The sequence below is a fragment of the Micromonospora sp. NPDC049048 genome (assembly GCF_043197615.1).
Lineage (GTDB): Bacteria > Actinomycetota > Actinomycetes > Mycobacteriales > Micromonosporaceae > Micromonospora.
Genome location: NZ_JBICTM010000009.1, coordinates 319932 through 343116, shown reverse-complemented (window position 1 = coordinate 343116; position 23185 = coordinate 319932). Strand labels below are relative to the sequence as shown.

Sequence of the window (23185 nt, the reverse complement as noted above, 5' to 3'; positions counted from 1 at the left end):
ACCATCTACCGGAGACCTCACCCATTTTCGATCTTCGACACGCCGAGCGGTCACGCCAGCTCAGGCACCACCGCCGACTTCGACACAGGCCCTAGCCCGCCACCTGCTCCGGCTGGCGGACGAGCTGGATCCGTGCGGTCGCCGTGGCCACCGCCACCGGCCGGCCGTCGGGCCCGACGAGCTCGCCGGCGAGGAAGCAGACCTCCCTGCCGCGCTGCACGACCCGCCCGCGGCCCACCAGCCGGCCGGGGCGGGCGGGGCGGAGGAACTGCACGTGGAGATCGAGGGTCGGCGCGAACTGGCCTTCGGGCAACGCCGCCACCAGCGCCGGCCCCAGGGTGTCGTCGAGCATCGCGGCCAGGAACCCGCCCTGGATCGCACCCACCGGGTTCGTCAGGTGCTCGCCCGCCTGGAACGCCACCTCGATGGTCCCCCGCTCCGGCTCCACCGCGATCAGCTCCCAGCCGAGCACCACCGCCGCGGGTGGCGGTGACACCCGTCCCGCCAGCACGTCCCAGAACAGCCCACGCCTATCCGTGTCCGGCTCCACGCGCGACATTGAACATGCCACCACCGACACTTCCGGCGCTGCCCGGCTGGCACGCGGGGCCCACCGCCCCCGGACGCGAGGGGGCTCGGGGCGCCCACGGCCGCTCCGACCTCGGCCGGCCTCTGGCGCGCAGCCGCATGTTGGCAATATCCTCCACTGCACACGTGGCGCTTGGCGCTCATTTTCACAGGGCTGCCCGCCGCGCCCCGGCCGCAGAGGAGATGCCTTGCACGTCGAAGATTCCGCACTGGACCGCCGGACCCTGCTGCGCGCCGGCCTCGGCGCCGCCACGGTCGCGGTCGTCGGCACTCAGCTCGCCCTTCCGGGCGCCGCGCAGGCGGACCCCGGCACCGACCTGGACTGGATCTACAGCTGCGACGAGTGGGGCGCGCGTCCGCCGGCGGACCCGCTGTCGGTCAGCGCCATCCCCACCAACAAGATCATCGTGCACCACATGGCGTTCCCCAACGTCACCGACTACTCCGAGGCGCAGGCGGTCAAGCTGGCCCGCGACTGCCAGAACCTGCACATGGACGGCAACGGCTGGTCCGACACCGGCCAGCACTTCACGATCAGCCGTGGCGGCTACGTCATGGAGGGCCGCCGGGGCAGCCTGGAGCGGTTGCGGGCCGGCGACCGGCAGATGATCTCGGCGCACTGCCCGGGTGAGAACGGCCGGGCCATCGGCATCGAGAACGAGGGCACGTACGTCACCGAGACGCCACCGGAGGCGCTGCTCGACTCGCTGGTCACGCTCTGCACGACCATCTGCCGGCAGTACGGGCTGCACGCCCACGACATCTTCGGCCACTGGGACTTCCGCACCACGCTCTGCCCCGGCGCCGCCTTCTACGGGCAGTTCCCCACGCTGCGGCGCCGGGTGTTCGAGGCCCTCGGCACCGACCTCGCCGACGTGCCGGCCCGCCGCTGGCCGGACCTGTGGCGCTTCGTCGGCTCCCCGAGCGTCCGGGTGGTGCAGTACCTGCTGGCCCACCGCGGCTACGCCGTGCCGGTCAACAGCGTCTTCGACGCCGCCACCGTCGCCGCCGTGCAGGACTGGCAGCACCGCAACGGCATTCCGGTCGACGTCGACGCCACCCTCACCGCGCCCACCTGGGAGACCCTGGTGCCGGAGCTGGACAAGGACGCCACCGGGCTGCCGGTCACCGCCGTGCAGTTCCTGCTGAACTTCCAGGGTCGTGCCGAGGTCACCGCCACCGGCGAGTACGACCACCCGACCAAGATGGCCGTCAAGGACGTCCAGCGGCGGCACGGCCTGCCGGCCCACGGCAAGCTGGACGTCGACACCTGGTGCGCGATCGTCGGCGGCGTCGTACGCCGGTCGTTCCGCCACTGACCGCCGGCCGGCAGGCGGGGCGGTCCGGCCGGCGGGACACGGACGGCCAGCCGCGGGGACGACGAGGCGACGCCGCCACGGGCCGCTGACCGCCGCGCGGCACGGGCTTCTCGCGCGGGGCTGGTGTAGCGGCGGCGGGAGCGGGTAGGGACCGCTGTCCGACGGGCCCGGGGCGACACCTCACCGGTGCGCCCCGGCCCGCAGCCGCCGGTCAGGGGGTGCACCCGAATGCTGTCGCCGCCTCCGCCTCCGCGGCCCGGTCGCCCCACCCGGTGGGCCGGCCCCGGCCCGAGCGCGCCCCGGCCGCGATGAACCGCGTCCGGAACCTGCGCGTACGCCCGGACCTGCTCTACGTGGCGAGCGGCTGGAGCACCCTGGTCACCGACGTCCGTGGCCGGATCACCGGCGCCGACCCGCAGGGCTTCTTCGCCCGCAACACCCGGGTACTGAGCACGGAACGCCTCAGCGTGGACGGTCGCGAGCCGGTCGCGTTCAGCACGGCCAACGTGGCGGGGCACGCCCAGCTCTCGTACGCCGCCCTCGGCGAGGGTGAGACGCTGCCCTCCCGCGCGTCCTACCTGCTGGTGGAGCGCTTCGTCGGCGCGGGGCTGCGTACCCGGCTCACCGTGGTCAGCTACGCGGCCGTGCCGCTGGACCTGCGGCTGCGCATCCACCTCGCCGCCGACTTCGCCGACACCAGCGAGGCCGAGACCGGCCGCCGGGTGCAGTCCGGCACGGTCGACGCGAGCTGGGACGACCGGGAGCGGGAACTGCGGCTCACCTACCGCTGCGACGGCCTCGACCGGGCGGTGGCGATCGGCGTCCGCGCCGACCTGCCCGTCTCGTACGCCGACGGCACCCTGACGGTCGACGTCGCGGTGCCGCCCCGGGGATCCGGCCGGGTGGAACTGCTCGTCGAACCGGTCTTCGACGGGCAGCGCCTCGCCGCCCCGCCGCCCACCTTCACCGACCCGGACGACGCCGCCGCGCGCGCCCGCGGCACCCTGGCCCGCGAACTCACCCGGCTCGCCAGCAGCAACTTCGACGTCACCGCCGCCTGGCGGTGCGCGGTCGACGACCTGTCCGTGCTGCCGCTCGGGGAACCGGAGGGGCCGACGGCGCCGATGGCCGGCCTGCCGATCTACCAGGAGATCTTCGGCCGCGACACGATGACCGCCTCGTGGCAGGCGCTGCTCGCCGGCTCGACGATGCTGGCGGACAGCCTGCGGCTCAACGCCCACCATCTCGGGCGGCGCATCGACGACTGGCGGGACGAGGAACCCGGCAAGCCGCTGCACGAGGCCCGGCGGGGCCCTTTGTCCCTGCTCGGGCTCGACCCGTTCGCCGGCTACTACGGCGACTGGTCGACCGCGCCGGACTTCCTGGTCTTCCTCGGCCAGTACCTGGCCTGGACCGGGGACCGTGACACGGTGCGGGAGCTGCTGCCGACCGCGCGGCGCGTCCTGGGCTGGATCGACCGGTACGGCGACCTCGACCGGGACGGCTTCCTGGAGTACCACCGCCGGTCCCCGCGCGGCCTGAAGAACCAGGGGTGGAAGGACTCGGACACCGCCATCGTCGACGAGCACGGCGAGGTGGTGCCGAACCCCATCGCGACCAGCGAGTTGCAGGCGTACTGGTACGCCGCGTTGCGGCACGCCGCGGTGGTGTTCGCCACGGCCGGGCACCCCGCGTTCGGCGCCGCGCTGCTCCGCCGGGCCGCCGCCCTGCGGCGCCGCTTCCACCGCGCCTACTGGATGCCGGAGCGCAACTGCTACGCGCTGGCGCTCGGGCCGGACAAGCGGCAGGTACGCTCGGTCAACTCCAACGACGGCCACCTGCTGGCCACCGGGATCGTGCCCGCCCGCCTCGCGCCCCTGGTCGCCGACCGGCTGCTCGCCCCCGACATGTTCAGCGGCTGGGGCGTGCGCACCCTGTCCTCGGCGCACCCGGCCTACAACCCGTTCAGCTACCACCGGGGCAGCGTCTGGCCGGTCGAGGCGGGCACCATCGGCCTGGGGCTGGCCCGGTACGGCTGCTGGGAGCACCTGCACCGGCTCGCGGAGGGGATGTTCTCGGCGGCGGCGCTCTTCACCGAACACCGCCTGCCCGAGGTGCTCAGCGGACTGCCCCGCGACGGAGCCCACCCGCATCCGGGCGTCTACCCCGACTCCTGTTCCCCGCAGGCCTGGTCCGCCAGCGCGGTCGTCGCGCTGATCCAGGCGCTGCTGGCCCTGCGCCCGGCCGCGCCGCTGCGGACGATCTTCGTCGACCCGCACCTGCCGGAGTGGCTGCCGGATCTCGTGCTGGAGGGCGTACGGGTCGGCGGTCGCACGGTCGACCTGACCGTACGACGCGGGCGCGGCGGGCGCACGTCGCTGCGCGCCCGCGGCGACCGGATCGCGGTGATCCGTCGGCCCACTCTCCAGGCCTCGGCGATCCGGCACCGGTCCTGACCGGCCGCCGGAGCCGGGCCGGCCGGCGCAGCGCGGAAGGCGGCGGACCCGGCCGACGGGGCTAGGATCCTGTCGTGGCCGATCAGGGGCTGATCCAGGACGACGAACGGTTGCGCCGCATCGAGGCCGTGACCGACGCGACGCTGTCCCGCCTCGACGCGGCCGACCTCTTCGACGAGCTCCTCGACCGCGTCCGGGACCTGCTCGACGTCGACACGGCGGCCATCCTCCTGCTGGACACGCACGCGCAGCAGCTCGTGGCCACCGCGGCCAAGGGGCTGGAGGAGGAGGTCCGGCAGGGCTTCCGCGTCGCCGTGGGACGCGGGTTCGCCGGCCGGATCGCCCTGACCCGGCAGCCGGTGATCGTCGAGGACGTCACCTCCGGGGTCGTGGTCAACCCGGTCCTGCTGGCGATGGGGCTGCGGTCGCTGCTCGGCGTGCCCATGTTCGCCCGGGGCGAGCTGATCGGCGTGCTGCACGTCGGCACGCTGGGCCAACGCCGGTTCACCGCCGACGACGTACGGCTGTTGGAGCTGGTCGCCGACCGGGCCAGCCTGGCCAACCTCGCCCGGTCCAACAACCTCGACCAGAACGCCGCCCTCGCCCTGCAACGCAGCCTGCTGCCCACCCAGCTGCCCCACGTGCCGGGCCTCGACATGGCCGCCCGGTACGTGCCCGGGCACGTCGCCGGCATCGGCGGCGACTGGTACGACGTGTTCGTCCTGCCCTCGGGTTGGCTCGGCCTGGTCATCGGCGACGTGTCGGGCCACGGCCTGCAGTCGGCGGTGATCATGGGTCGCGTCCGCAGCGCGCTGCGCGCGTACGCGCTGGTGTGCGACGACCCCGCGGAGGCGTTGACGCTCCTCGACCGCAAGGTCAGCCACTTCGAGGCCGGCAACCTCACCACCGCGCTCTACGCCATGATCTCCCCGGACCGGACCCGCATCCGGCTCTCCTCCGCCGGGCACCTGCGCCCCGTGCTCGCCGTGCCGGGCCGGCGGGGCGCACCCGTCGAGGTGCACGCCGATCCCCCGCTCGGCACGGGTCGCCGGCCGCCGCCCCGGCAGAGCGCGGAGGCAGACCTCCCGCCGGGCGCCGTGCTGGTCTGCTTCAGCGACGGCCTGGTGGAACGCCGCCACGAGGTCATCGACGTCGGCCTCGAACAGCTCGCCGGCGTGGTACGGACGGCACCGGCCGAGGAGGTCTGCGCCACGGTCATGCGCACCCTCGGCGCCGAGCAGCCGACCGACGACATAGCCGTGCTGGTCGTCCACCGCCTCCCGACGCCGACCTGATCCGCTCGCCGACCGTCGCCGGCGCCGGTCGGCTGGCCCCGGCCCGTTTGACGGGCGACGATCGCGGAAAGAGTGGCGGGCATGAAGTGGGCAAGCCGTGCCGTACCCGCCGCCGTCGCCGCCGTCGCGGCCCTCGCCGCGCGTGACCTGATCCAGCGCGACCACGCGTTGCTGCGTACCTTCCCGGTCCTCGGCCGGGCCCGGTACCTGCTCGAGTCCATCGGGCCGGAGCTGCGCCAGTACATCGTCGCGGGCAACAACGAGGAGCGGCCGTTCACCCGTGACCAGCGCCGCTGGGTGTACGCCTCGGCGAAGCAGCAGAACAACTACTTCGGCTTCGGCACCGACAACGACATCGAGTTCACGCCCGGATATCCGATCGTCAAGCACCGCACCTTCGGTCGGGCCGTCCCGCCGTCGGCGCCCGGCGCCGGGCACGACGTGCGGCTGCCGTGCGCGAAGGTGCTCGGCGCCGCCCGGGGGCGCGCCCGCGCCTTCCGGCCCGAGTCGGTGGTGAACATCTCCGCGATGAGCTTCGGGTCGCTGTCCGGCAACGCCGTGGAGGCGCTCAACCGGGGCGCGGCCCTGGCCGGCTGCCTGCACAACACCGGCGAGGGCGGGCTGTCGCCGTACCACCGCAAGGGTGGTGACCTGGTCTTCCAGATCGGCACCGCGTACTTCGGCTGCCGCGACGAACACGGCCGGTTCAGCCTGGAGCGGCTCAAGGACCTCGTCGCCGGGGCGCCGGTACGGGCGCTGGAGATCAAACTCAGCCAGGGCGCGAAGCCCAGCCTCGGGGGCCTGCTACCGGCGGCCAAGGTCTCCGCCGAGATCGCCGCGACCCGGGGCATCCCGCAGGGCCGCGACTGCGTCAGCCCGTCCCGGCACGCCGAGTTCTCCGACTGCGACAGCCTGCTCGACTGGGTGGAGCTGCTCGCCGCCGAGACCGGCCTGCCGGTCGGCATCAAGTCCGCGGTCGGCGACCTCGGCTTCTGGGAGGAGCTGACCACCCTGATGCGCGACACCGGGCGCGGGGTCGACTTCGTCACCGTCGACGGCGGCGAGGGCGGCACCGGAGCCGCGCCGCTGATCTTCACGGACTCCGTGTCCCTGCCGTTCCAGCAGGGCTTCGCCCGGGTCTACAAGGTGTTCGCCGAGCGCGACCTGCACGAGCAGGTGGTCTTCGTCGGCGCCGGCAAGCTCGGCCTGCCCGACAACGCGGTGGTGGCGTTCGCGCTCGGCTGCGACATGGTCAACGTCGGCCGGGAGGCGATGCTGGCGATCGGCTGCATCCAGGCCCAGAAGTGCCACACCGACACCTGCCCCACCGGCGTCGCCACCCAGAACCCGTGGCTCGCCCGGGGCGTGGACCCGGGCTCGAAGTCGGTCCGGGCGGCCAACTACATCCGGACGCTGCGCCGGGACCTCGTCAAGGTCGCCGAGGCGTGCGGCGTCGAGCACCCCGGCCTCATCGACACCGACGCGATCGAGATCCTCGACGGCCGCACCGCCTCCCACCCCCTGCACGAGGTGTACGGCTACCGCCCCGAGTGGGGCCTGCCGTCGGCCGCCGACCGGGCGGAGATCGTCCGGCTCATGACGGCGGAGGCCCCGCAGGGCGGCACCGCCCCGCCCTCGGCGACCGCGACGTCCTGAGCCGGCCCCGCGCGACGCCACAAAGGTGGGTGCGCGGTGGAGGTCTAGCGGTGCGCGTCGGCGCTGCCGCGCAACAGCCGCAGCTTGGCGCGTACGCCGTCGGCGTCGGGGTGTCCGAGGTCCAGCAGGATCTCCAGCGCCGCCCGCCAGGCCGTACGGGCGGCGGTGGCCGCACCGCCGGCGAGGTGGCTGTCGCCCAGGTGGACGAGCACCTCGGCCTCGTGGTGCCGATCGCCGGTCTCCCGCAGCAGGTCGACGGCCGCCTGGTAGCAGTCCGCGGCCCGGGCGAAGCACCCGAGGTGGTGGTGGGCGTAGCCGAGGCTGTCCAGGGTGGCCGCCTCGCTGTACCGGTCGCCGAGTTCGCGCAGCAGCGTGAGGGCCTCACCGCAGCAGATCAGGGTGCCCTGGCAGTCGCCGAGCAGCCCCCGGTACCAGCCGACGGCGTTGAGGCTGTCCGCCTGCCCGGCCCGGTGGTCGGCGGCCTGGAAGAGTTCCAGGGCGCGCTCGGAGTTGCGCAGCGCGTCGGTGAGCCGTCCCGCTCCCTCATCCATCCAGCTCAGCCCGCGGTAGGTGTGGGCCTGGCCCACCGGATCGCGGAGGTCGGCGTACACCCTGAGGGCGCCTCGGAGGTGACGTTCCGCCTGGCCGTGGTCGCCGAGTCGGGTGAACGCCCGGCCCAGGTAGCGGTGCACGTACGCCTCCTGCCGTGACCCGTCGGGCAGGCGACGGGCAGCTTGCAGGGCGGCGCGCTGGGTCGCGACAAGGTCGTGCCAGTGGCCCTGCCGGTCGAAGAACGTCACCAGCACCCACGCCAACGACCAGGTACGGGCGTGCGCCCCGGCCGCCACGGCTTGGCGGAGGGCGGCGAGTATCGCGGGCCGCTCCGCCTCGAACCAGGCGAGTGCGCCAGCGGAGTCGGCGGGGGCGTCGATCGTCACCCCCGGTCGGCAGGGGTCGAGGGCGACGTTGTCCCGGTGCGGATCCAGCACCTGGTCCATGGCGTGGGCGCTGTGCAGGTAGTGGTCGAGCGTCCGGTGCACCGCCGCGGCGCGTTCGGCGCCCGGCTCCTCGGCGTGCGCCTGCTCGCAGGCGTAGACGCGCAGCAGGTCGTGCAGGGCGTACCGGCCCGGGGAGTGTTCGGCGAGCATGTGCGCGCGGGTCAGGTCGGCCAGCAGGGTCCGCGCCCGCGGTGCCGGGACGGCCGCGAGGCTGGCTGCGGCGGACGCGGTGACGTCTGGACCGGGGTGCACCCCGAGCAGCCGGAAGAGCCGGGCCGCCGCCGGCGGGAGCGCCCGGTACGACCAGGAGAAGACGGCCCGGACACGGCTCGCCGGATCACCCGTGTCGAGGACGTCCAGCCGGTGGTCGGCCTGCTCGAGTTCGTCGGCGATGACCCCGAGCGCGAAGCCGGTCTCGTCGGCGCGGGCGGCGGCGACGGCCAGGGCGAGCGGCAGCCGCGCGCAGGCCGTGACGAGCCGCTCGACGGCTTCGGGCTCGGCCGCGATCCGCTCCGGCCCGAGTCGTCGGGTGAGCAACCGGGCGGCGTCCGTCGCGGACAGCAGCTCGACGGTGAGGGGATGGGCGCCGTCGGTGGCGACCAGGCCGGTGAGCTGTCTGCGGCTGGTGACCACGACCATGGCGGTCGAGGTGCCGGGCAACAGGGGCCGTACGTGGTCGGCGTCGCGGGCGTTGTCCAGCACGACCAGGACCCGTTTCTGCGCCAGCAGGGTGCGGTAGAGGGCGGCCTGCGCGTGCAGGTCCGGCGGGATCCGGTCGGGCGGTACGCCGAGGGCGTCGAGGAATCCACGGACCGCCTCGGCGGGGCCCAGCAATCCGCCCGGGGCGAATCCCCGCAGGTTCACGAAGAGCTGGCCGTCGGGGAACCGGTCGGCCACGCGGTGCGCCCACCGTACGGCCAGCGTGGTCTTGCCGACCCCCGCGGTGCCGGAGACGGCGACGACGACACCGGACGTCACCTGGCGCCCGGCCGTGTGCAGGATCCGGTCGAGCTGGTCGATCTCGTCGCCCCGGCCGCTGAAGCCGCGCACGTCGGCCGGCAGTTGGGCGGGCACCGCCCGGTCGCGTGGTTCGGCCGGGAGCGTCGTCTGATCGGGCTCGCCGGGCGGGGCCGCCTGATCGGGGTCGGTCTGCGGGCCGGCCTGGTCGAGGTCGCCGTGCAGGGCCGCCTGGTGCAACTGCCGCAGCTCCGGCCCGGGATCGACGCCGAACTGCTCGGCCAGCCGCTGCCGCAGCGTCGCGTAGCAGTCGAACACCTCGGACAGGCGGCCGGCCCGCGCGAGTGCCCGCATCAGCACCGCCGCCAGCGGCTCGGCGACCGGATAGTCGTCCAGCAGGGCCCGCACCCGGCTGATCATCCGGGCATGGTGGCCCAACCTGAGGGCGGTCCGCGCCCAGTCCACCGCGGCGTCCAGCCGTTCCAGACCCCAACCGTCGCGCATCCGTGCCGGCCACTCGCCGGAGAGGTCCGCCAGGGCCGGGCCCCGCCACAGCTCCAGGGCCTCCCCCAGCAGCGCGGCCCGCTCGGCGTCCGGGCGGCGCCGGGCCGCGCCGACCAGTGCGCGGAACCGCAACAGGTCCACCTGCTGGAGATCGGCCCGCAACACGTAGCCGTTGCCGCGGTGCACCAGGGTCACGGGCGGCTGTTTCTCCTCGGCGGCGTGGGCCGCCTGGAGCAGGCGCCGGATCATGGCGATGTGGGCGTGGATCGCCGCACGCGGTTGGGCGGGCGGCCGTTCGCCCCAGATCCGCTCGATCAGGGTCTCGGTCAACACCGGACGGCCCGCGTCGAGCGCCAGGGCGGCGAGGGCGACACGTCGCTGCGGTGGCCCGATGTCCAGCCCGTGCGTGCCGGCCCAGACCTCCACCGGCCCGAGCAGCCGAATGTCCATCAACGCCCCCGTCGACAACGCATTCACCGGGCTCTATGACAACACAGGCCGCGCCAAGAACGCACCAAGCCCGGCACCAAGGACCCGGCCACATCATCGAGTGGTCAGCAGCCAGCACCGACGCGGACCAGAGCTGGAGCCACCGGACGGGCGTACCGCACCCGGACGGGAACGGTGGCGTCGATGCCAGTCCGAAAGGGAGTGTTTCATGCCACAAAGGACCGAAGGTCCGGCACGACGGGCCGTGCGAGTCGGTTCCTCGCTCGCCGTGCTCGCTTCCGCCGCCGTGCTCGGCACCACGCTCACGGCCACGCCCGCCAGCGCCGACCCCTGCCCCAGCGGCGCGCTGTGCGCGTACACCCAGTACGACTGGGGCGGCGCGCCCGGCACGGTCTACGGCGACAACACCAACCTGTTGCAGTACACGAAGTTCGCCAACGCCGCCTCGCTCTACAACAACGGCGGCTCCTGCAACGTCACCGTCTACTACAACACCGGGTACCGCGCGCCGTCCTACAACCTGAACCGGGGTACCGGCTGGCGGCGGCTGGGCAGCAACCTGTACCACCACGTCGGCTCGAACAGGTGGTGCCTCTACTGAGCGCCCTGAGATGAATCCGCAGCGATGGGCGCGGGTGGTCCTGCTTCCCGTCCTGCTGGGGGTGGTCGGGTGCGGTAGCGCACCCGGCCACACCACCGCCCCGGTGGAACTCCCCCGGCCCCTGGACGGTGTCACGTACTTCACCAGCGCCGAAAGCTCAGCCCTGCACGACGCGCACGAGCAACTCGTCACCCGGTGCATGCGGGACAGGGGGTTCGCGTACCAGCAGGTCCCGCTCTCGCCGGCGACGCGACTGCGCGACCTCAATCCCTACGGGCTGCTCAGCAGGCACCAGGCCAGGACGGACGGATACCGGATCACCAGTTCCCTGGCCGAGGAGGCGAAGGCCGCGACGCGGCCGGCTCCGGGGTCGACGTCGTCGCCGGCGTGGAATGCGGCGCTGCTCGGCACCGACTCCCACCGGGTGACCGTCCAACTCCCGGAAGACCACGAGATGTTCTACAACAGCGACGGGTGCACCCATCAGGCCACCGCCACGCTGTACGGCGCCGACTGGCAACGGTTGTACGACACGTTCCAGGTGCTGGCCAACCGGGTGGTCGAGACGGTGAACCAGGATGCGGAGTTCGTGCACGCCCAGTCCGCCTGGTCGGCATGCATGACACGGGCGGGGCAACCGTCCCGGACGTTCGACGAGGCGCGCGGCCGGATCGACGCCGCCTTCAAGAGGGCAGCCGAGGACCGCGCCGACCTGATGCCGGTCGTCAGGCAGGAACTCGCCACGGCCACGGCCGACGCCGCCTGCCAGGACGAGACCGGCATGGTCGAGGTCGTCCGCGCGGCACAGGGCCGCGCGGAGGCCACGGTCCTGGACACGCCCCGACAGGAGCAACTCGGTGAACTCCGACGGCTGCGGGCGGACGCGCTGCGACGCGTCACGACGCCGCCCGGAGCGACCCCGCGCTGAGGCCGGCGGGCGCAACCGGACCTGCCGAGGTGACCTCGACGAACGGCGACCCGTCGAGGTCACCTCGGCGGTACGACGGGAGCGGTCCTCGGCGGCGGCACGAGTGACAACCACCGCCCGGACCGCTGCCGCCGAGACGCGGACGCGGCGCAGGCGGCCGGCGCGACCACGCCGATAATGGCGCGCACCGGGGAGGCCGCCGCACCTATCGTGGCGCCGTGCTGATCAGACGCGAGACCCCTGCCGACGTCGACGCGATCCGGGCGGTGCACCTGGCCGCCTTCGCCGATCCGGCGAAGCCGGACAGCGTACCTGTCGAGGCGGGGTTGGTGGACGCCCTGCGGACGGACGGCGGGTGGCTGCCGGCCCTCAGCCTCGTCGCGGCCGACGAGGCCGGGCGGGTGGTCGGGCACGTCGTGTGCACCCGGGGCCACGTCGCCGGCGAGCCGGTCGCGCTGGGGTTGGGCCCGCTCGGCGTGCTGCCGGCCTGGCAGCGGCGCGGGGTCGGCTCCGCGCTGATGCACGCGGTGCTCGGTGCCGCCGACGCGCGCGACGAGGCCCTGGTGGTGCTGCTCGGGCATCCCGACTACTACCCGCGCTTCGGGTTCCGCCCCGCGGTCGACCTCGGCGTCACGCCGCCGCAGCCGTGGGGGCCGCAATACTTCATGGCCCGCCCGCTGAGCGCGTGGCGGTCCTCGATCCGCGGCGGGTTCCGCTACGCCCGCCCCTTTGACGAGCTGTAAACCGCCGCGCCCGTCGGTCGCACGGCCACGGGTGCCTCCGGGGACGCTCGCCCGGCTGTGTTCGGGCAGGTCAGTGCCGCAGTCGCGGGTCTGCGTGCGAACATGTGTTCGTGTCGCGCGAGGCCAGCATCCTGCACGCCGACCTGGACGCGTTCTACGCGTCGGTCGAGCAGCGCGACGATCCGCGCCTGCGCGGCCGACCGGTGATCGTCGGCGGCGGCGTGGTCCTCGCGTGCAGCTACGAGGCGAAGGCCCGGGGCGTACGCAGCGCGATGGGTGGCCGGCAGGCCCGGCGACTCTGCCCCGAGGCGATCGTCGTGCCGCCGAGGATGGCGGCCTACACGGCGGCGAGCCGCGCGGTGTTCGAGATCTTCCGGCGGACCACCCCGATCGTCGAGGGGCTCTCCATCGACGAGGCGTTCCTCGACGTGGGCGGCCTGCGGCGGCTGGTCGGTCCGCCCGCCGACATCGCCGCCCGGCTGCGCCGTGAGGTACGCGGACGGGTCGGCCTGCCGATCACCGTGGGCGTGGCCCGCACGAAGTTCCTCGCCAAGGTCGCCAGTGGCGTCGCCAAGCCCGACGGCCTGCTGGTCGTCCCGCCGGACGGTGAACTGGCGTTCCTGCACCCGCTGCCCGTGGAGCGGCTGTGGGGTGTCGGGCCGGTGACCTCGGCGAAGCTGCGCGAGCGGGGGGTGCGTACCGTCGGGCAGGTCGCCCGCCTCGGCGAGGCGACGCTGGTCTCGCTGCTCGGCGCGGGCGCCGGCCGGCACCTGCACGCCCTGGCGCACAACCGCGATCCCCGGCCCGTGCAGGTCGGCCGCCGGCGCGGGTCGATGGGAGCGCAGCACGCCCTCGCCCCCGTTCCGCACTCCTCCGCCGAGTTGGAGGCGATCCTCGCCGGCCTGGTCGATCGGGTGACCCGGCGAATGCGGGCCGCGACGCGGGCCGGCCGGACGGTGACGCTGCGCCTGCGCTTCGGCGACTACACTCGCGCGACCCGCTCGCACACGGTGACCAAGGCGACCGCCGACACGGCCCCGCTACTCGGTGCGGCGCGGGCGCTGCTGCGGGCCGCACTGCCCGAGATCGAACGGCGGGGCGTGACCCTGCTCGGCGTGTCGGTCGGGAACCTCGACGACTCCCCCGTCCAGCCGCCACTGCCGTTCGAACGCGATCCGGGGGCGGACCTGGACGCGGCCGTGGACGCGGTGCGCGACCGGTTCGGGTCGGCGGCGCTCACCCGGGCGGTGCTGCTCGGGCGGGAGCCGGGCCTGGAGATGCCCATGCTGCCGGACTGAGCCGCCGTGCCGTGACCGCAGGCGTGCCGAGCCGTGGGCATCCGCCGGTCACCCACCGTCGGGCGGCGGTGACCGGCGGGGTCGCCGGGGGTCAGCTCCCCGGCGGTACGGCGGTGCCCTTGCGGTAGTTGCGGCCGTTGCCGTCGGGGCGGTAGTTGTTCTCGACGTTGCCCGCCGAGTCCACCGAGAACCAGTGGATCCGCGTCCCCGCCGGGACGGTCAGTGTCTCCCCGCCCTCCCGGATGCCCGCCGAGCCGTACAGCGTCGACGCGTACGTGGGGGCGGCGCGGTCGAGGGTGTAGAAGACGGCGGCCGGTTCGCTGGTGGAGAAGGTCACATCCACCATGCCCGGCGTCGCGCTCGGCGCGACCGTCAGCGTGCTGCGCGGCCGGGTCCGGTCCTTGGCGAAGTCCCGGGCCACCCGCATCAGCTCGACCAGGCCGTTGGCGAACTCCAGCGCCTCCTCGTGCGCCTCGTCCCACTCCGGCTGGAACGAGGTGCCGACCTCGAAGTTCCAGGCGTAGATGCCGTACTTGTACCAGAGCATGTCGCCGGAGTTGCCGGCCGCCGAGTAGAGCACGTCGGAGATCGGGCCGGTACGCGCCGGGGTGACCGCCATGTTGCGGTGCCGCTTGATGGCGGCCAGGATCCGCGACGAGGCGCCCCAGAAGGCCGACTCCTCGGCGAGCGTCGGGCGGGGCGCGGAGACCCGGTCGGGCAGCGCGTACGCGCCCGGCGACCACATGAAGTAGTTGCCCGAGGAGTGCAGGTTCATCGAGAACCGGATGTTGGGGCGGGCGGCCAGCCAGTCGAGGTTGCGGTTCTCCGGCTCGGAGAGCTCGCTCGGGCCGGCGTACGTGCCGCTGGTGCAGCTCGCCGACGCCCCCGAGTAGCCGTCGAAGAGGCTGTACTCGGTGTAATTGCGGTTGTTGTCCACGCCCCAGGAGTTGCGGGCCAGGAAGTCGGCCGCTCCGGTCGTCGGGCAATGGTTGGTCATGTTCTTGCGCTGGGAGTTGAAGTCGTAGAACGAGTAGTGGCCGCCGTCGGGGTTGACCGAGGGGGCGATCCAGATGTCGAGGTTGTCCAGCAGCTGCCGGGTCTGCCCGTCGTGTGCGTAGTTGCGCAGCAGCCGCTCGGCGGTCTCGACGGTGACCAGCGGGGGTACCCACTCGCGAGCATGTTCCTGGGCGTAGGCGAGCACGCCGAGCTTCGAGCCGTCCCGGTGCTTGCCGATCCGGATGGCGTACACCGGATGCGGGTCGCGCGAGACGCTCGCCGGCGCGCTCAGGCCGTCGCTGAGCGGGGTCCACGCGGCCGGCGCGACCACGCCAGTGCCCGGGCTGCCGCGATAGGTGTACGCCCGCACGAGCGTCCCGGCCCCGGCGTTGAGCGCCGCGACGACCTGGGCGGCGGTGCTGCTCACCGCGCCGTCGCCGTCGGTGCCCAAGGTGACCCGTACGGCCGGGCCGGTGACGGTCACCGACAGCGGCACGTCCGCGGCGCCCGGGTCGGCGAGCTCCACGGAGATGCCGTTGCCGCCCTCGTGCCCCCAGGTCAGGGAGTCCACCGCGACGCGGCTGTCGGTGGCGGTGCCCAGCACGGCCTGCGCGTGCCGCCGGTAGCCGTTGGTCCTGTACGGCAGCTCGACGATCTCGGCCAGCCGGGGGAACTCGGCCGCCAGCTGGTGGATCCGCGCGTACAGCTCGGTGGGCGTCAGGTAGCTGGTGACGAAGTCCTTCTGGTAGCCGGGCCCCTCGGGGCCGTCGCCGGGCGTCGGCAGCCACTCCCGCACCTGCGCGACGGCCACGTCGCCGGTCGGGCTGGTGATCCGGATCCGGTCGGGCCGGCTGGTCACCGTCGCGGCACCCCGGTGGTAGAGGTAGACCCCGGCGTCGACGAAGCGCGAGATCGTCTGCGTACCGCCGGAGCCGATCTCGGTGCCCGGCCCGCTGTCCCGCTCGACGGTGAGCGCGTCGGGGGCCGTCTGGCCCTGCGCCCACTTCGCCTCGACGGAGAGGATCTGGCTCGTACCGGAGGTGTAGTAGTCCGCCCGGATGATCCTGACGTCGGACGCGGCGGACGCGGTCGGGCCGGCCGTCGCGGCGGCGAACTGGCGGTTCTGTGCGACGTGCCCGGCGATGGTCGCCTCGCGTTCCGCCATCCGGGCCCGGGCGTCGGCGGGACGGTGCAACACCTTGCCGAGGGTGAAGCCGGCCCTGGTCAGCGCCGTCGCCTCGGTGGCGGTGACGACCGCGTGCGCGACGACGCCGTCCTCGGTGCGGGTGACGTGGTGGTCGAGGTCGACGCCGGTGGCGACGAGGGCGTCCAGTTGGGTGGTGCCGGCGAGCAGCACCTCGACGACGTCGGCCTCCTCGTCGGCGACCCGGACCAGCTCGACCGGGGGCGCGGCGGCGGGCACGACGGCCGAGGCCGGGCTGACCAGCAGCACCGCGGCCGTGACGGCGGCCAACGCGGCCGGGACGGGTAGGCGGCGTCGCCACCGGGGAGCCAGGAGATCACGCATGTGTCCGCCCTTCTGGTCTCGGCAGGGCGGCCGGAACGGGATGGCCGAGGCGCCGCCCGGGTGCGGCTCCGCCCGTCGGTCGCGCGCCACGACGCCATCCTCAACGCCCGGAAACTGGCATGTCAATCCCTGTCGATGTGCCGCGCGTGCTGCCGGCCGAGCCGCGGGCCCGCGCGCGGCGAAGCGGTGAGTAGGCGTGCTCAGGGCCGGCCCGGGGGCCACCCACATACTTACCCGAGCAGCTTGGACAAGATCGCCGGAAGAAGGCACAGGCATGACGACGCAGCACCGACCGACCTTTCCGCTCATCGCGCTCATCCTGGTCCTGTGCACCCCGGTGGCCGCCTGGTGGCTCATCGGTGACCTGACCGGCGACGAGGCCCGGCGACTCGCCGCCGAGGGCGTCGAGTTGGACTACGCGATCCGTCCGGTCAGCCTCGGTACGGCGGGAGACCGTATCGTCGGCGTCCTGGCGTGCGTCGGCGTCGTCCTCGCCCTCGCCTGGCTGCTCCGGGCCACCGCGCGCCGCCGCCTCGACCGCCGGTGGTGGTGGGTGCTGACGCCGCTCGTCGTGGCCGGCGTCCTGCTCGGCCTCGCCTGGCGGGTGCTGACCGCTGGCGGCATCGGCGCCAACATCGGAGCGGGGCTCATGCTCATCGCGGGCGGGCCCGCGCTGGCGATCCTGCTGATCGTCGCCGCGGTCGCGGCGGTACGGATGCGCCGCCGCCCGCACGCCCCCGAGTGACGACCGTACGGCGTTCGCGGGCTCACCGGGCGCCGTCCCCGCGCGCGGTCGGCGTCGGATCGGCTGCGGCGAGCATCCTGGCCGTCGTGTCGGCGAGGCACCTCGCGGCAGCCGGGTCGAGAGTGCTCAGGTCGAGCGGCACCGGCCTGCCACGGTCCACGGCGGTCAGGGGCACCCCGGGGGGCGAGTCGACGAACCCGTGGACCGGTGCGACGGCCCGTTCGACGGGCCGGGCCGCGACCGCGGCGAGCGCCCTGAGGACCGTACGGGTCAACGGGTTCATCTGCTCCATCGCGGACGTCCCGCTGCGGGTGAACCCGGGATGGTAGAGGACGTAGGGAACGCGCTCGCCGAACCGTTCCGCCATCGCGACGCCCAGCAGGTCGTTCGCGCGGCCGGCCTGGAGTTGCGCGGCGATGGTGCGGTAGCGGCGCCGCAGCTGAAGGTCGTCCCAGTGGATCTGCCCGGAACTGAGCCCGACCCCGGCGATGTTGACGATCACCGGGTGCGCGGCGGCGGACAGGGCGGGCATGAGCCCGTGGCCCAGGAGGTGGCGGCTGAGGTAGTAGAGGGCGAAGGTCGACTCAAAGCCGTCGCTCGTCTCGACCCGCCGCGTCAGCTGGCGGTTCGCCGCGAGCACCAGGGCATCGACCGTCTCGTACCTGGCCGTGACGTGCTCGATCACTGCCCGGTTGCCCGCGATCGTGCTCAGGTCGGCGGCCAGGAACTCGATCCGGCCGCCCAGCCCCGAATCCCTGGCGGAGGCCAACAGTCGCTCGCCCTTGGCCGGGTTGCTGCCGACGGCGAGAACTCGGTCGCCGCGTGCCGCTCGGCCGAGGACGAGCGAACGTCCCATGCCGTCGCTGCCGCCGGTGACGACAACGGTCCGATCCGTCTGGTCGGGATCCGTGTCGCCCTGCTGCCCGTTGACCATCAATTCTCCTAGTTACTCTTGGTAAGTACCTCCATCATCAGTAAGTGGTCAGGATCGTGGAAGAAGGCAGTTTGCTGTCAGCAACGAACACCGGTGTGCCCGCCCCGCTCGACACCGTCCTGCCGAGCCCGGTCCCCGCCGACGAGCACGAGCAGTGCCCGGTGACCGACGTCCTGCGTCGGGTCGGCGACAAGTGGACGGTGCTGGTCGTGGTGCTGCTCGGTCAACGACCACATCGGTTCAACGAACTCCACCGAGGCATCGAAGGCATCAGCCAACGCATGCTGACCCGCACGTTGCGCGGACTGGAGGTGGACGGGCTGGTCCACCGGGAGGTCTTCGCGACGATACCGCCCAGCGTGGAGTACAGCCTCACACCTCTCGGCAGGTCGCTGCTGAAGCCGCTCTCGGCCCTCGCCGAGTGGGCGATCGCGAATCAACCCAGCATCGCGGCCAGCAGGCGCGCCAACGACGTCCCGCCCCGCGCCACCTAGCTGCCCCCGGCGCTCAGACGAGACGCTGAACGCGTACGGCGGGCCGCTCGTTCCTCAGGTGGCCCTCCTTGTGCTGACGGACCTGCTCGTCCCAGACCTCCTGGTCGTAGTCGGGATCGGGCGGGATCCACCTGTGCGAGCCGTCGCTGTAGTGGAACTTCTCGTCCCCACGGCGCAGGATGCTCACCGCGCCCACCCGAGGAAACGCCGGTGCAGGTGTTCGGCAGGCAGATCGCCCAGATCATGCATGGCACGCACCAACTGGGCATCCAGGTGGAACGCCAGCGCAACCGGGGAGTCGGCAAACTCCATCCGCAACTCACGCCGTCGCGTCAGGCAGGACCAATCCGAAGCGCACCCACCGCACTCCCAGTCCGGCGGCACCGGCCAGTGCGGCGTCGTCGGACCGAGCTGCGCGGGCGTGCCGCCACCAACCACGCCCGCCGTCCGCTCGCCCATCCCGCTCACCAGGTCTGGTACGGGCCCGAGGGAACCGGCCAAGCCAACGGAACGCTCCCGACCCCAGTCGGTCACTGCTGTTCCTCTCGCGGCCAGTGCCCCCGGTTGATCGGAACCCTGTGCAGTGCCCGGCACGGCAGCTCTCCCCCACATCGACACACGCGCCGCCATCGTCGCCACGACCACACCGGCCGATGCCTGCGGGCGAGAGTCATCGCTACGGCGGCCAGGTACTCGTCGTAAGCGACATGTCGCCACCGTCTTCCCTCGCCACTACGCGCAGGCTGCGGGCTGGGTCGCAAGGCCGTCTCCCTCCGTCGGGCAGCGCGACATGGCCGGACTCGGAGAATCGGGACCGGCTCGAACACGTTCGGTAGCTACGACGCTACGATCCCGACAGCGGCCCCCTGAACCCACTCGCAGTACGCGTGAGCAGGCCAAGCGGCCCGCACCGGCAGTGAGTGGAGACGGAACATCGACCACCGGTCAAGGTAGGGATGTCGGATGGCAGGTCGGGGACGGGCCACGCCCCAGCGCGGCGGGGTGACGGGGTACCTGATCAAGGTGATCCGAGAGTCCATTCCGATGACGCAGGAACAGCTGGCCACCGAGTTGGCCGTCGACCCGGCGACCGTGCAGAGTTGGGAGTCGGGACGGCGCCCTTTCAGCGCCATCGCGCTCGGACAGGCCGTCATGACGCTTAGGAAGCTGCGTAGGCTCGGCGCGGACGGAAGCCTGCTCGCCGCCGTCAACGACGCGGCCGAAGCCGACCTCATCCTCGCCGCGGTGCTCGACGACAGGGTGGAGCGGATGGCTGTCGCCGAGCAGCCTCTCGGCTGGTCGGTACTCAACCAGCGCCTGACCGACCTCATCCTGTGGGCGGCAATCGGCCAGACACCCACATTTCTCAGCGGGCACCGCACCACCCACCGTAGGCGCGGGCCCGTTGCCCCGGGTCCCCTGCTGACTGTTGCTCAACAGCGGCTCTTCTTCGCGAACCTGCACGTGCTCGCCGACCGCGCCGGCAACGGACGCGACCCGGCCGTCCTCCTGCACCGGCAAGCCTGTTTCCTCGCCGGAGCAGACCCGACCGGTGCTGCCGCCGCCTGGCTCACCGAGGGCAGTTACCGAAGGGCCAGTCGAGCGATGTCCTTCCGCACCTGGTCGCCGCTGTGGCCTGACGTCCGCTCGATTGCCACCTCCCTTGCGAACCAGGGCGACTCCGAACCACTGCGGGACTTCATCGCCCGGGCCCACCCGGACGACACCTGCGAGCGCTCCGCCCTCAACTACTCGGCATACTGGGTGGGCGAGATCCCGCATCGGCAAGGCGACGACTCCTTCATGCCGATGTCCCTGACCGATTGGAGAGGATCCCGCCTGCTCCGTCACCTGGTCCGCCGCCTCGACGCCGACCATCCATGCGTCGACCTCAACATCCACAATCTCTGGGCACTGCTCACCGCCCGACGCGGCCTCGCCCTCGACAACCCTGAGACCGGGCGTGCTCTCGTGGAACGCAGCACCCTGCTCCTCGACAGCGACCGGGTCTCCCCGCAGTCCCGGCGGGACCTGACGTCTATCGTCTACAGCCTGCGTACCGACGGACTCAGCGGCACAGGGATGGGCAGATGAGAGACGACCAGGATGCCGCCGGCGCGATGAGCTTCATCTTCGAAGCTGGCGTACTCAAGCGCGCCGCCCGCACCGGCTGGTGGTTCGCCGGCGTGAAACAGCCCGAGTCCATCGCCGAGCATTCCTTCCGCACCGCGCTCATCGGCATGATGCTCGCCGCGATGGAGGGCGCCGACCCCGCCCGGGTGTCGATGCTCTGCGTCCTGCACGACACTCAGGAGACGCGCGTCACCGACATCCCGCACATCGCCAAGCGGTACCTGACGGCCGTACCCAACACCACCGTCACCGCCGACCAGGTCGCCGCCTGCCCGCCGGTCGTCGCCGACACCATCGCGGCCGCCGTCGCCGAGTACGAGGCCGGCGAAACCCTGGAATCCGTCGTCGCCCGCGACGCCGACAAGCTCGAATGTCTCGTTCAAGCCGTCGAATATCGCCACCAGGGCGTCGGCGACGTCCAACGCTGGATCGACAGTTCCCGCGCGGCGTTGAAGACAGGATCCGCCCACCGCCTCGCCGACGCCGCTCTGGCCGGACAACCGCTCGCCTGGCTGAGCCCTCCCAGGCAGCCCGAGTAGGGCAGCTCGTCCGGCGGGAACCGCGGGATCGCGCGGGTGGCACCGGCGGTTGGACGATGCGGATGTGTCTTAGCTCACCCGGCTGCGGGCGTGTCGGCGCCCACTTGCGCAGCATGGGAGGGGTGCCGAGGTTTCACCTGCATGGAAACTGGAGAAGGTGAAGATCGCACCTGCGCTCAAGGGGGATCAACTCGTGTCCGACACCACCGACCGGTCCGACCGTCAGGCCGACCGTCCCGCTGAGGTGACCGACCCGCTGCTGTGGAAGCTCGCCCTGGACGTGGCCGACGCCCACGAGCCGGACGGCGACGGCGGGTGCCGTAACCTGCTCTGCGCGGGCCAGGCCTGGCCCTGCCCGGCGTGGAACAACGCCCAGCGCGCCCTGCACATGGCCCGGGCCGACTCGGGGCAGTCCGCGCCGCGCGCCGTGGCCCCGGCCGGCGGCCAGAGCCGCTCCGACCTGGCCTCCGGCAGGACGGCGCAGCGCACCCAGCCGCACCCGAGGACCGCGTCGGCGGCCTGAGGTCTGCCCCGCGCAAGACGGATGACCGGCTCCGCCGCACCGGCGGGGCATTCCTGCACGCCGCTTCGCTCCGGTCAGGCGTGACGGGCGAAGATCTCCCCGACGGCTGCCATCTCGTCGCCCTCGTCGGCGTCGATGAACCGCCCGTCCGGGAGGAAGTGCCAGACGGTCGACTGCCCGGCGTTGTCGCGCCAGGCGAAGCGCTGCGCGCCGTCGACCGTCGTCGGCGCGTCGAAGGTCAGCTCGCTGACGCCACGGCGCGTCGGCGCACCTCGGGCAGCGCGGTGGCGCGCAACGCGTGCCAGGTCCCGTCCATCGGCAGCCATGCTTGCCACCGCGCGAGCGTGCGCCCGCGAGCGTCGTACGCCCGCCCGCCCGCCCGCCGGCGGCGTCCGTCGCGGCCCGGCGGTGTCCGGCCGGAGGTCCGGTGTCCGGGAATCGGCCGGACAGCGGGGCGTGTCCGCAGCCTGGTCCACACAGGCGTACGCGCGGGGACAGCCCCGTCCGGCCAGAGGAGAGCCATGCTGAGAAAGAGATGGGCGGTAGTAGCCCTCGCCGCCGTGGTCGTCGGTACCGCGGCGCCTCCGGCGGGGCCGGCGGCTGCCGCGACGGCCCGGGACCGGCCCGCCAGTGCCGACGCGGCCCAGTCCGGCCACCGGCCCACGAGCATGACGGCCCAGGTGACCGGCGCCGTCGCCGACGCCACCTCCACGGTCGGCACCAACGCCATCTTCGGTCCCGACACACGGGTGCCGGTCACCCCGACCACCACGTTTCCCGCCAGCGCCACCGTCCGGTTGACGTTCGCGGGAGGCCAGTGCACCGGCTTCATGATCAGCGAGCGTACGGTCGCCACCGCCGGCCACTGCGTGCACTCCGGCGGCACGCTCGGCTCCTGGCGTACGAACGTCGTCGCGTACCCGGGTCACGACGGCACGACGGCACCCTTCGGCTCGTGCGCGGCGGTCCGGCTCTTCGCCCCCTCGGGCTGGACCGGTTCGATCTACGCCCCCACCCCCGCCGACCCGACCTACAACTACGGGGCGGTGCAGCTCAACTGCACGATCGGCGCGCGGACCGGCTGGCTCGGCCTCGGCTACCCGACCCAACCCGCGACCGGGTCCTGCACGACGACCCAGGGATACCCGGTCGACCGGCCCGGACAGTGGGCCAGCAAGGACTTCATCCGCGCCGAGGCCCTGAACCACTTCTACGTGCGGCATCCCTTCGTCGGCGGGCAGGACGGAAGCCCCGTCTTCTACACCCCCGACCCGGACGACTGGTGCCCGACACGGCCGCCGCTGGTGATCCCGTGCCCGTGCCCGCCGCCACCGCCCTGCGTCTGCCCGAACCCGGCGGTGCTGGGGATCCTCGCCAGTGGCCCGTACGGCACGGGACCCGGGGCCACCAACAACGTCGTCACCCGGATCACGACGCCCGTCATCAACAACTTCATGCAATGGCGTTGACCCTCTCCCACCGGGCGCTCCCGGGGCGGAT

The 23185-nt window shown here is 73.1% G+C and carries 21 protein-coding genes; 14 read left to right on the top strand and 7 right to left on the bottom strand.

Features of this window, described 5'->3' with window-relative positions; all coding sequences use genetic code 11:
* Positions 1-91 precede the first annotated feature (91 nt).
* The gene (locus ACGFIG_RS26730) at positions 92-550 is read right to left on the bottom strand and encodes a PaaI family thioesterase (protein ID WP_393007383.1); all 459 of its coding nucleotides are present in this window, start codon (positions 548-550) and stop codon (positions 92-94) included.
* 226 nt (positions 551-776) lie between these two features.
* Between ACGFIG_RS26730 and ACGFIG_RS26725 the strand changes: the two genes are divergently transcribed.
* The 4 genes from ACGFIG_RS26725 (at position 777) to ACGFIG_RS26710 (ending at position 7314) form a co-directional block, all read left to right on the top strand.
* Positions 777-1907: a peptidoglycan-binding protein gene (locus ACGFIG_RS26725; protein ID WP_393007381.1), complete on the top strand. Its 1131-nt coding sequence runs from the start codon at positions 777-779 to the stop codon at positions 1905-1907.
* Between the two features lie 308 nt (positions 1908-2215).
* The gene (locus tag ACGFIG_RS26720) at positions 2216-4363 is read left to right on the top strand and encodes a glycogen debranching N-terminal domain-containing protein (RefSeq protein ID WP_393007379.1); all 2148 of its coding nucleotides are present in this window, start codon (positions 2216-2218) and stop codon (positions 4361-4363) included.
* A gap of 74 nt (positions 4364-4437) precedes the next feature.
* Positions 4438-5658 (top strand): PP2C family protein-serine/threonine phosphatase, encoded by a 1221-nt coding sequence (locus tag ACGFIG_RS26715; protein ID WP_393007377.1) that lies wholly within the window; start codon positions 4438-4440, stop codon positions 5656-5658.
* Positions 5659-5739: 81 nt separating this feature from the next.
* Positions 5740-7314, top strand: coding sequence for an FMN-binding glutamate synthase family protein (locus ACGFIG_RS26710; protein WP_393007375.1), 1575 nt, complete (start codon positions 5740-5742; stop codon positions 7312-7314).
* Positions 7315-7358: 44 nt separating this feature from the next.
* Here ACGFIG_RS26710 and ACGFIG_RS26705 read toward each other — a convergent pair whose 3' ends face one another.
* The gene (locus ACGFIG_RS26705; RefSeq protein WP_393007373.1) at positions 7359-10223 is read right to left on the bottom strand and encodes a BTAD domain-containing putative transcriptional regulator; all 2865 of its coding nucleotides are present in this window, start codon (positions 10221-10223) and stop codon (positions 7359-7361) included.
* A gap of 244 nt (positions 10224-10467) precedes the next feature.
* Between ACGFIG_RS26705 and ACGFIG_RS26700 the strand changes: the two genes are divergently transcribed.
* The 4 genes from ACGFIG_RS26700 (at position 10468) to dinB (ending at position 13793) form a co-directional block, all read left to right on the top strand.
* Positions 10468-10824, top strand: a complete 357-nt coding sequence (locus ACGFIG_RS26700; protein ID WP_393007371.1) for a peptidase inhibitor family I36 protein — start codon at positions 10468-10470, stop codon at positions 10822-10824.
* Between the two features lie 10 nt (positions 10825-10834).
* Entirely contained in the window at positions 10835-11752 is a 918-nt protein-coding gene (locus tag ACGFIG_RS26695) for a hypothetical protein (RefSeq protein ID WP_393007369.1), read from the top strand.
* A 218-nt stretch (positions 11753-11970) separates the two neighbouring features.
* A complete protein-coding gene (locus ACGFIG_RS26690; RefSeq protein ID WP_393007367.1) occupies positions 11971-12495 on the top strand; it encodes a GNAT family N-acetyltransferase in 525 nt (174 codons plus the stop codon).
* Positions 12496-12605: 110 nt separating this feature from the next.
* Positions 12606-13793, top strand: a complete 1188-nt coding sequence (gene dinB / locus ACGFIG_RS26685; protein WP_393007365.1) for a DNA polymerase IV — start codon at positions 12606-12608, stop codon at positions 13791-13793.
* A 91-nt stretch (positions 13794-13884) separates the two neighbouring features.
* On the opposite strand, the gene ACGFIG_RS26680 is transcribed toward dinB, so the two are convergent.
* A complete protein-coding gene (locus tag ACGFIG_RS26680) occupies positions 13885-16317 on the bottom strand; it encodes a M14 family metallopeptidase (RefSeq protein ID WP_393007363.1) in 2433 nt (810 codons plus the stop codon).
* A 274-nt stretch (positions 16318-16591) separates the two neighbouring features.
* Here ACGFIG_RS26680 and ACGFIG_RS26675 point away from each other — a divergent pair, with 274 nt between their 5' ends.
* Entirely contained in the window at positions 16592-17062 is a 471-nt protein-coding gene (locus ACGFIG_RS26675; RefSeq protein ID WP_393007361.1) for a hypothetical protein, read from the top strand.
* A gap of 22 nt (positions 17063-17084) precedes the next feature.
* On the opposite strand, the gene ACGFIG_RS26670 is transcribed toward ACGFIG_RS26675, so the two are convergent.
* On the bottom strand, positions 17085-17996 hold the full coding sequence (locus ACGFIG_RS26670; protein ID WP_393007359.1) for an SDR family NAD(P)-dependent oxidoreductase: 912 nt from the start codon (positions 17994-17996) through the stop codon (positions 17085-17087).
* A 71-nt stretch (positions 17997-18067) separates the two neighbouring features.
* On the opposite strand from ACGFIG_RS26670, the gene ACGFIG_RS26665 reads away from it, so the two are divergent.
* Positions 18068-18490 carry a winged helix-turn-helix transcriptional regulator gene (locus ACGFIG_RS26665; RefSeq protein WP_393007357.1) on the top strand — a complete coding sequence of 141 codons (423 nt, stop codon included), beginning with the start codon at positions 18068-18070 and terminating at the stop codon, positions 18488-18490.
* Between the two features lie 13 nt (positions 18491-18503).
* Here ACGFIG_RS26665 and ACGFIG_RS26660 read toward each other — a convergent pair whose 3' ends face one another.
* Together ACGFIG_RS26660 and ACGFIG_RS26655 are read right to left on the bottom strand one after the other, a co-directional pair.
* The gene (locus ACGFIG_RS26660; protein ID WP_393007355.1) at positions 18504-18677 is read right to left on the bottom strand and encodes a hypothetical protein; all 174 of its coding nucleotides are present in this window, start codon (positions 18675-18677) and stop codon (positions 18504-18506) included.
* On the bottom strand, positions 18674-18949 hold the full coding sequence (locus tag ACGFIG_RS26655) for a hypothetical protein (RefSeq protein WP_393007353.1): 276 nt from the start codon (positions 18947-18949) through the stop codon (positions 18674-18676). Before ACGFIG_RS26655 ends, ACGFIG_RS26660 begins: the two co-directional genes overlap by 4 nt.
* 504 nt (positions 18950-19453) lie before the next feature.
* Between ACGFIG_RS26655 and ACGFIG_RS26650 the strand changes: the two genes are divergently transcribed.
* The 3 genes from ACGFIG_RS26650 to ACGFIG_RS26640 all read left to right on the top strand — a co-directional run bounded on the left by ACGFIG_RS26650 (position 19454) and on the right by ACGFIG_RS26640 (position 21685).
* Positions 19454-20584: a helix-turn-helix domain-containing protein gene (locus ACGFIG_RS26650; RefSeq protein ID WP_393007351.1), complete on the top strand. Its 1131-nt coding sequence runs from the start codon at positions 19454-19456 to the stop codon at positions 20582-20584.
* Positions 20581-21162 (top strand): HD family hydrolase, encoded by a 582-nt coding sequence (locus ACGFIG_RS26645; protein ID WP_393007349.1) that lies wholly within the window; start codon positions 20581-20583, stop codon positions 21160-21162. The genes ACGFIG_RS26650 and ACGFIG_RS26645 overlap by 4 nt, the downstream gene beginning before the upstream one ends.
* 193 nt (positions 21163-21355) lie before the next feature.
* Complete coding sequence (locus ACGFIG_RS26640; RefSeq protein ID WP_393007426.1) at positions 21356-21685, top strand: hypothetical protein; 330 nt, start codon at positions 21356-21358, stop codon at positions 21683-21685.
* A gap of 74 nt (positions 21686-21759) precedes the next feature.
* Here the strand turns inward: ACGFIG_RS26640 and ACGFIG_RS26635 are convergent, their stop codons facing one another.
* Positions 21760-22011 (bottom strand): hypothetical protein, encoded by a 252-nt coding sequence (locus ACGFIG_RS26635; protein WP_393007347.1) that lies wholly within the window; start codon positions 22009-22011, stop codon positions 21760-21762.
* A 195-nt stretch (positions 22012-22206) separates the two neighbouring features.
* On the opposite strand from ACGFIG_RS26635, the gene ACGFIG_RS26630 reads away from it, so the two are divergent.
* Positions 22207-23154, top strand: coding sequence for a trypsin-like serine peptidase (locus ACGFIG_RS26630; protein ID WP_393007345.1), 948 nt, complete (start codon positions 22207-22209; stop codon positions 23152-23154).
* Positions 23155-23185: the final 31 nt, after the last annotated feature.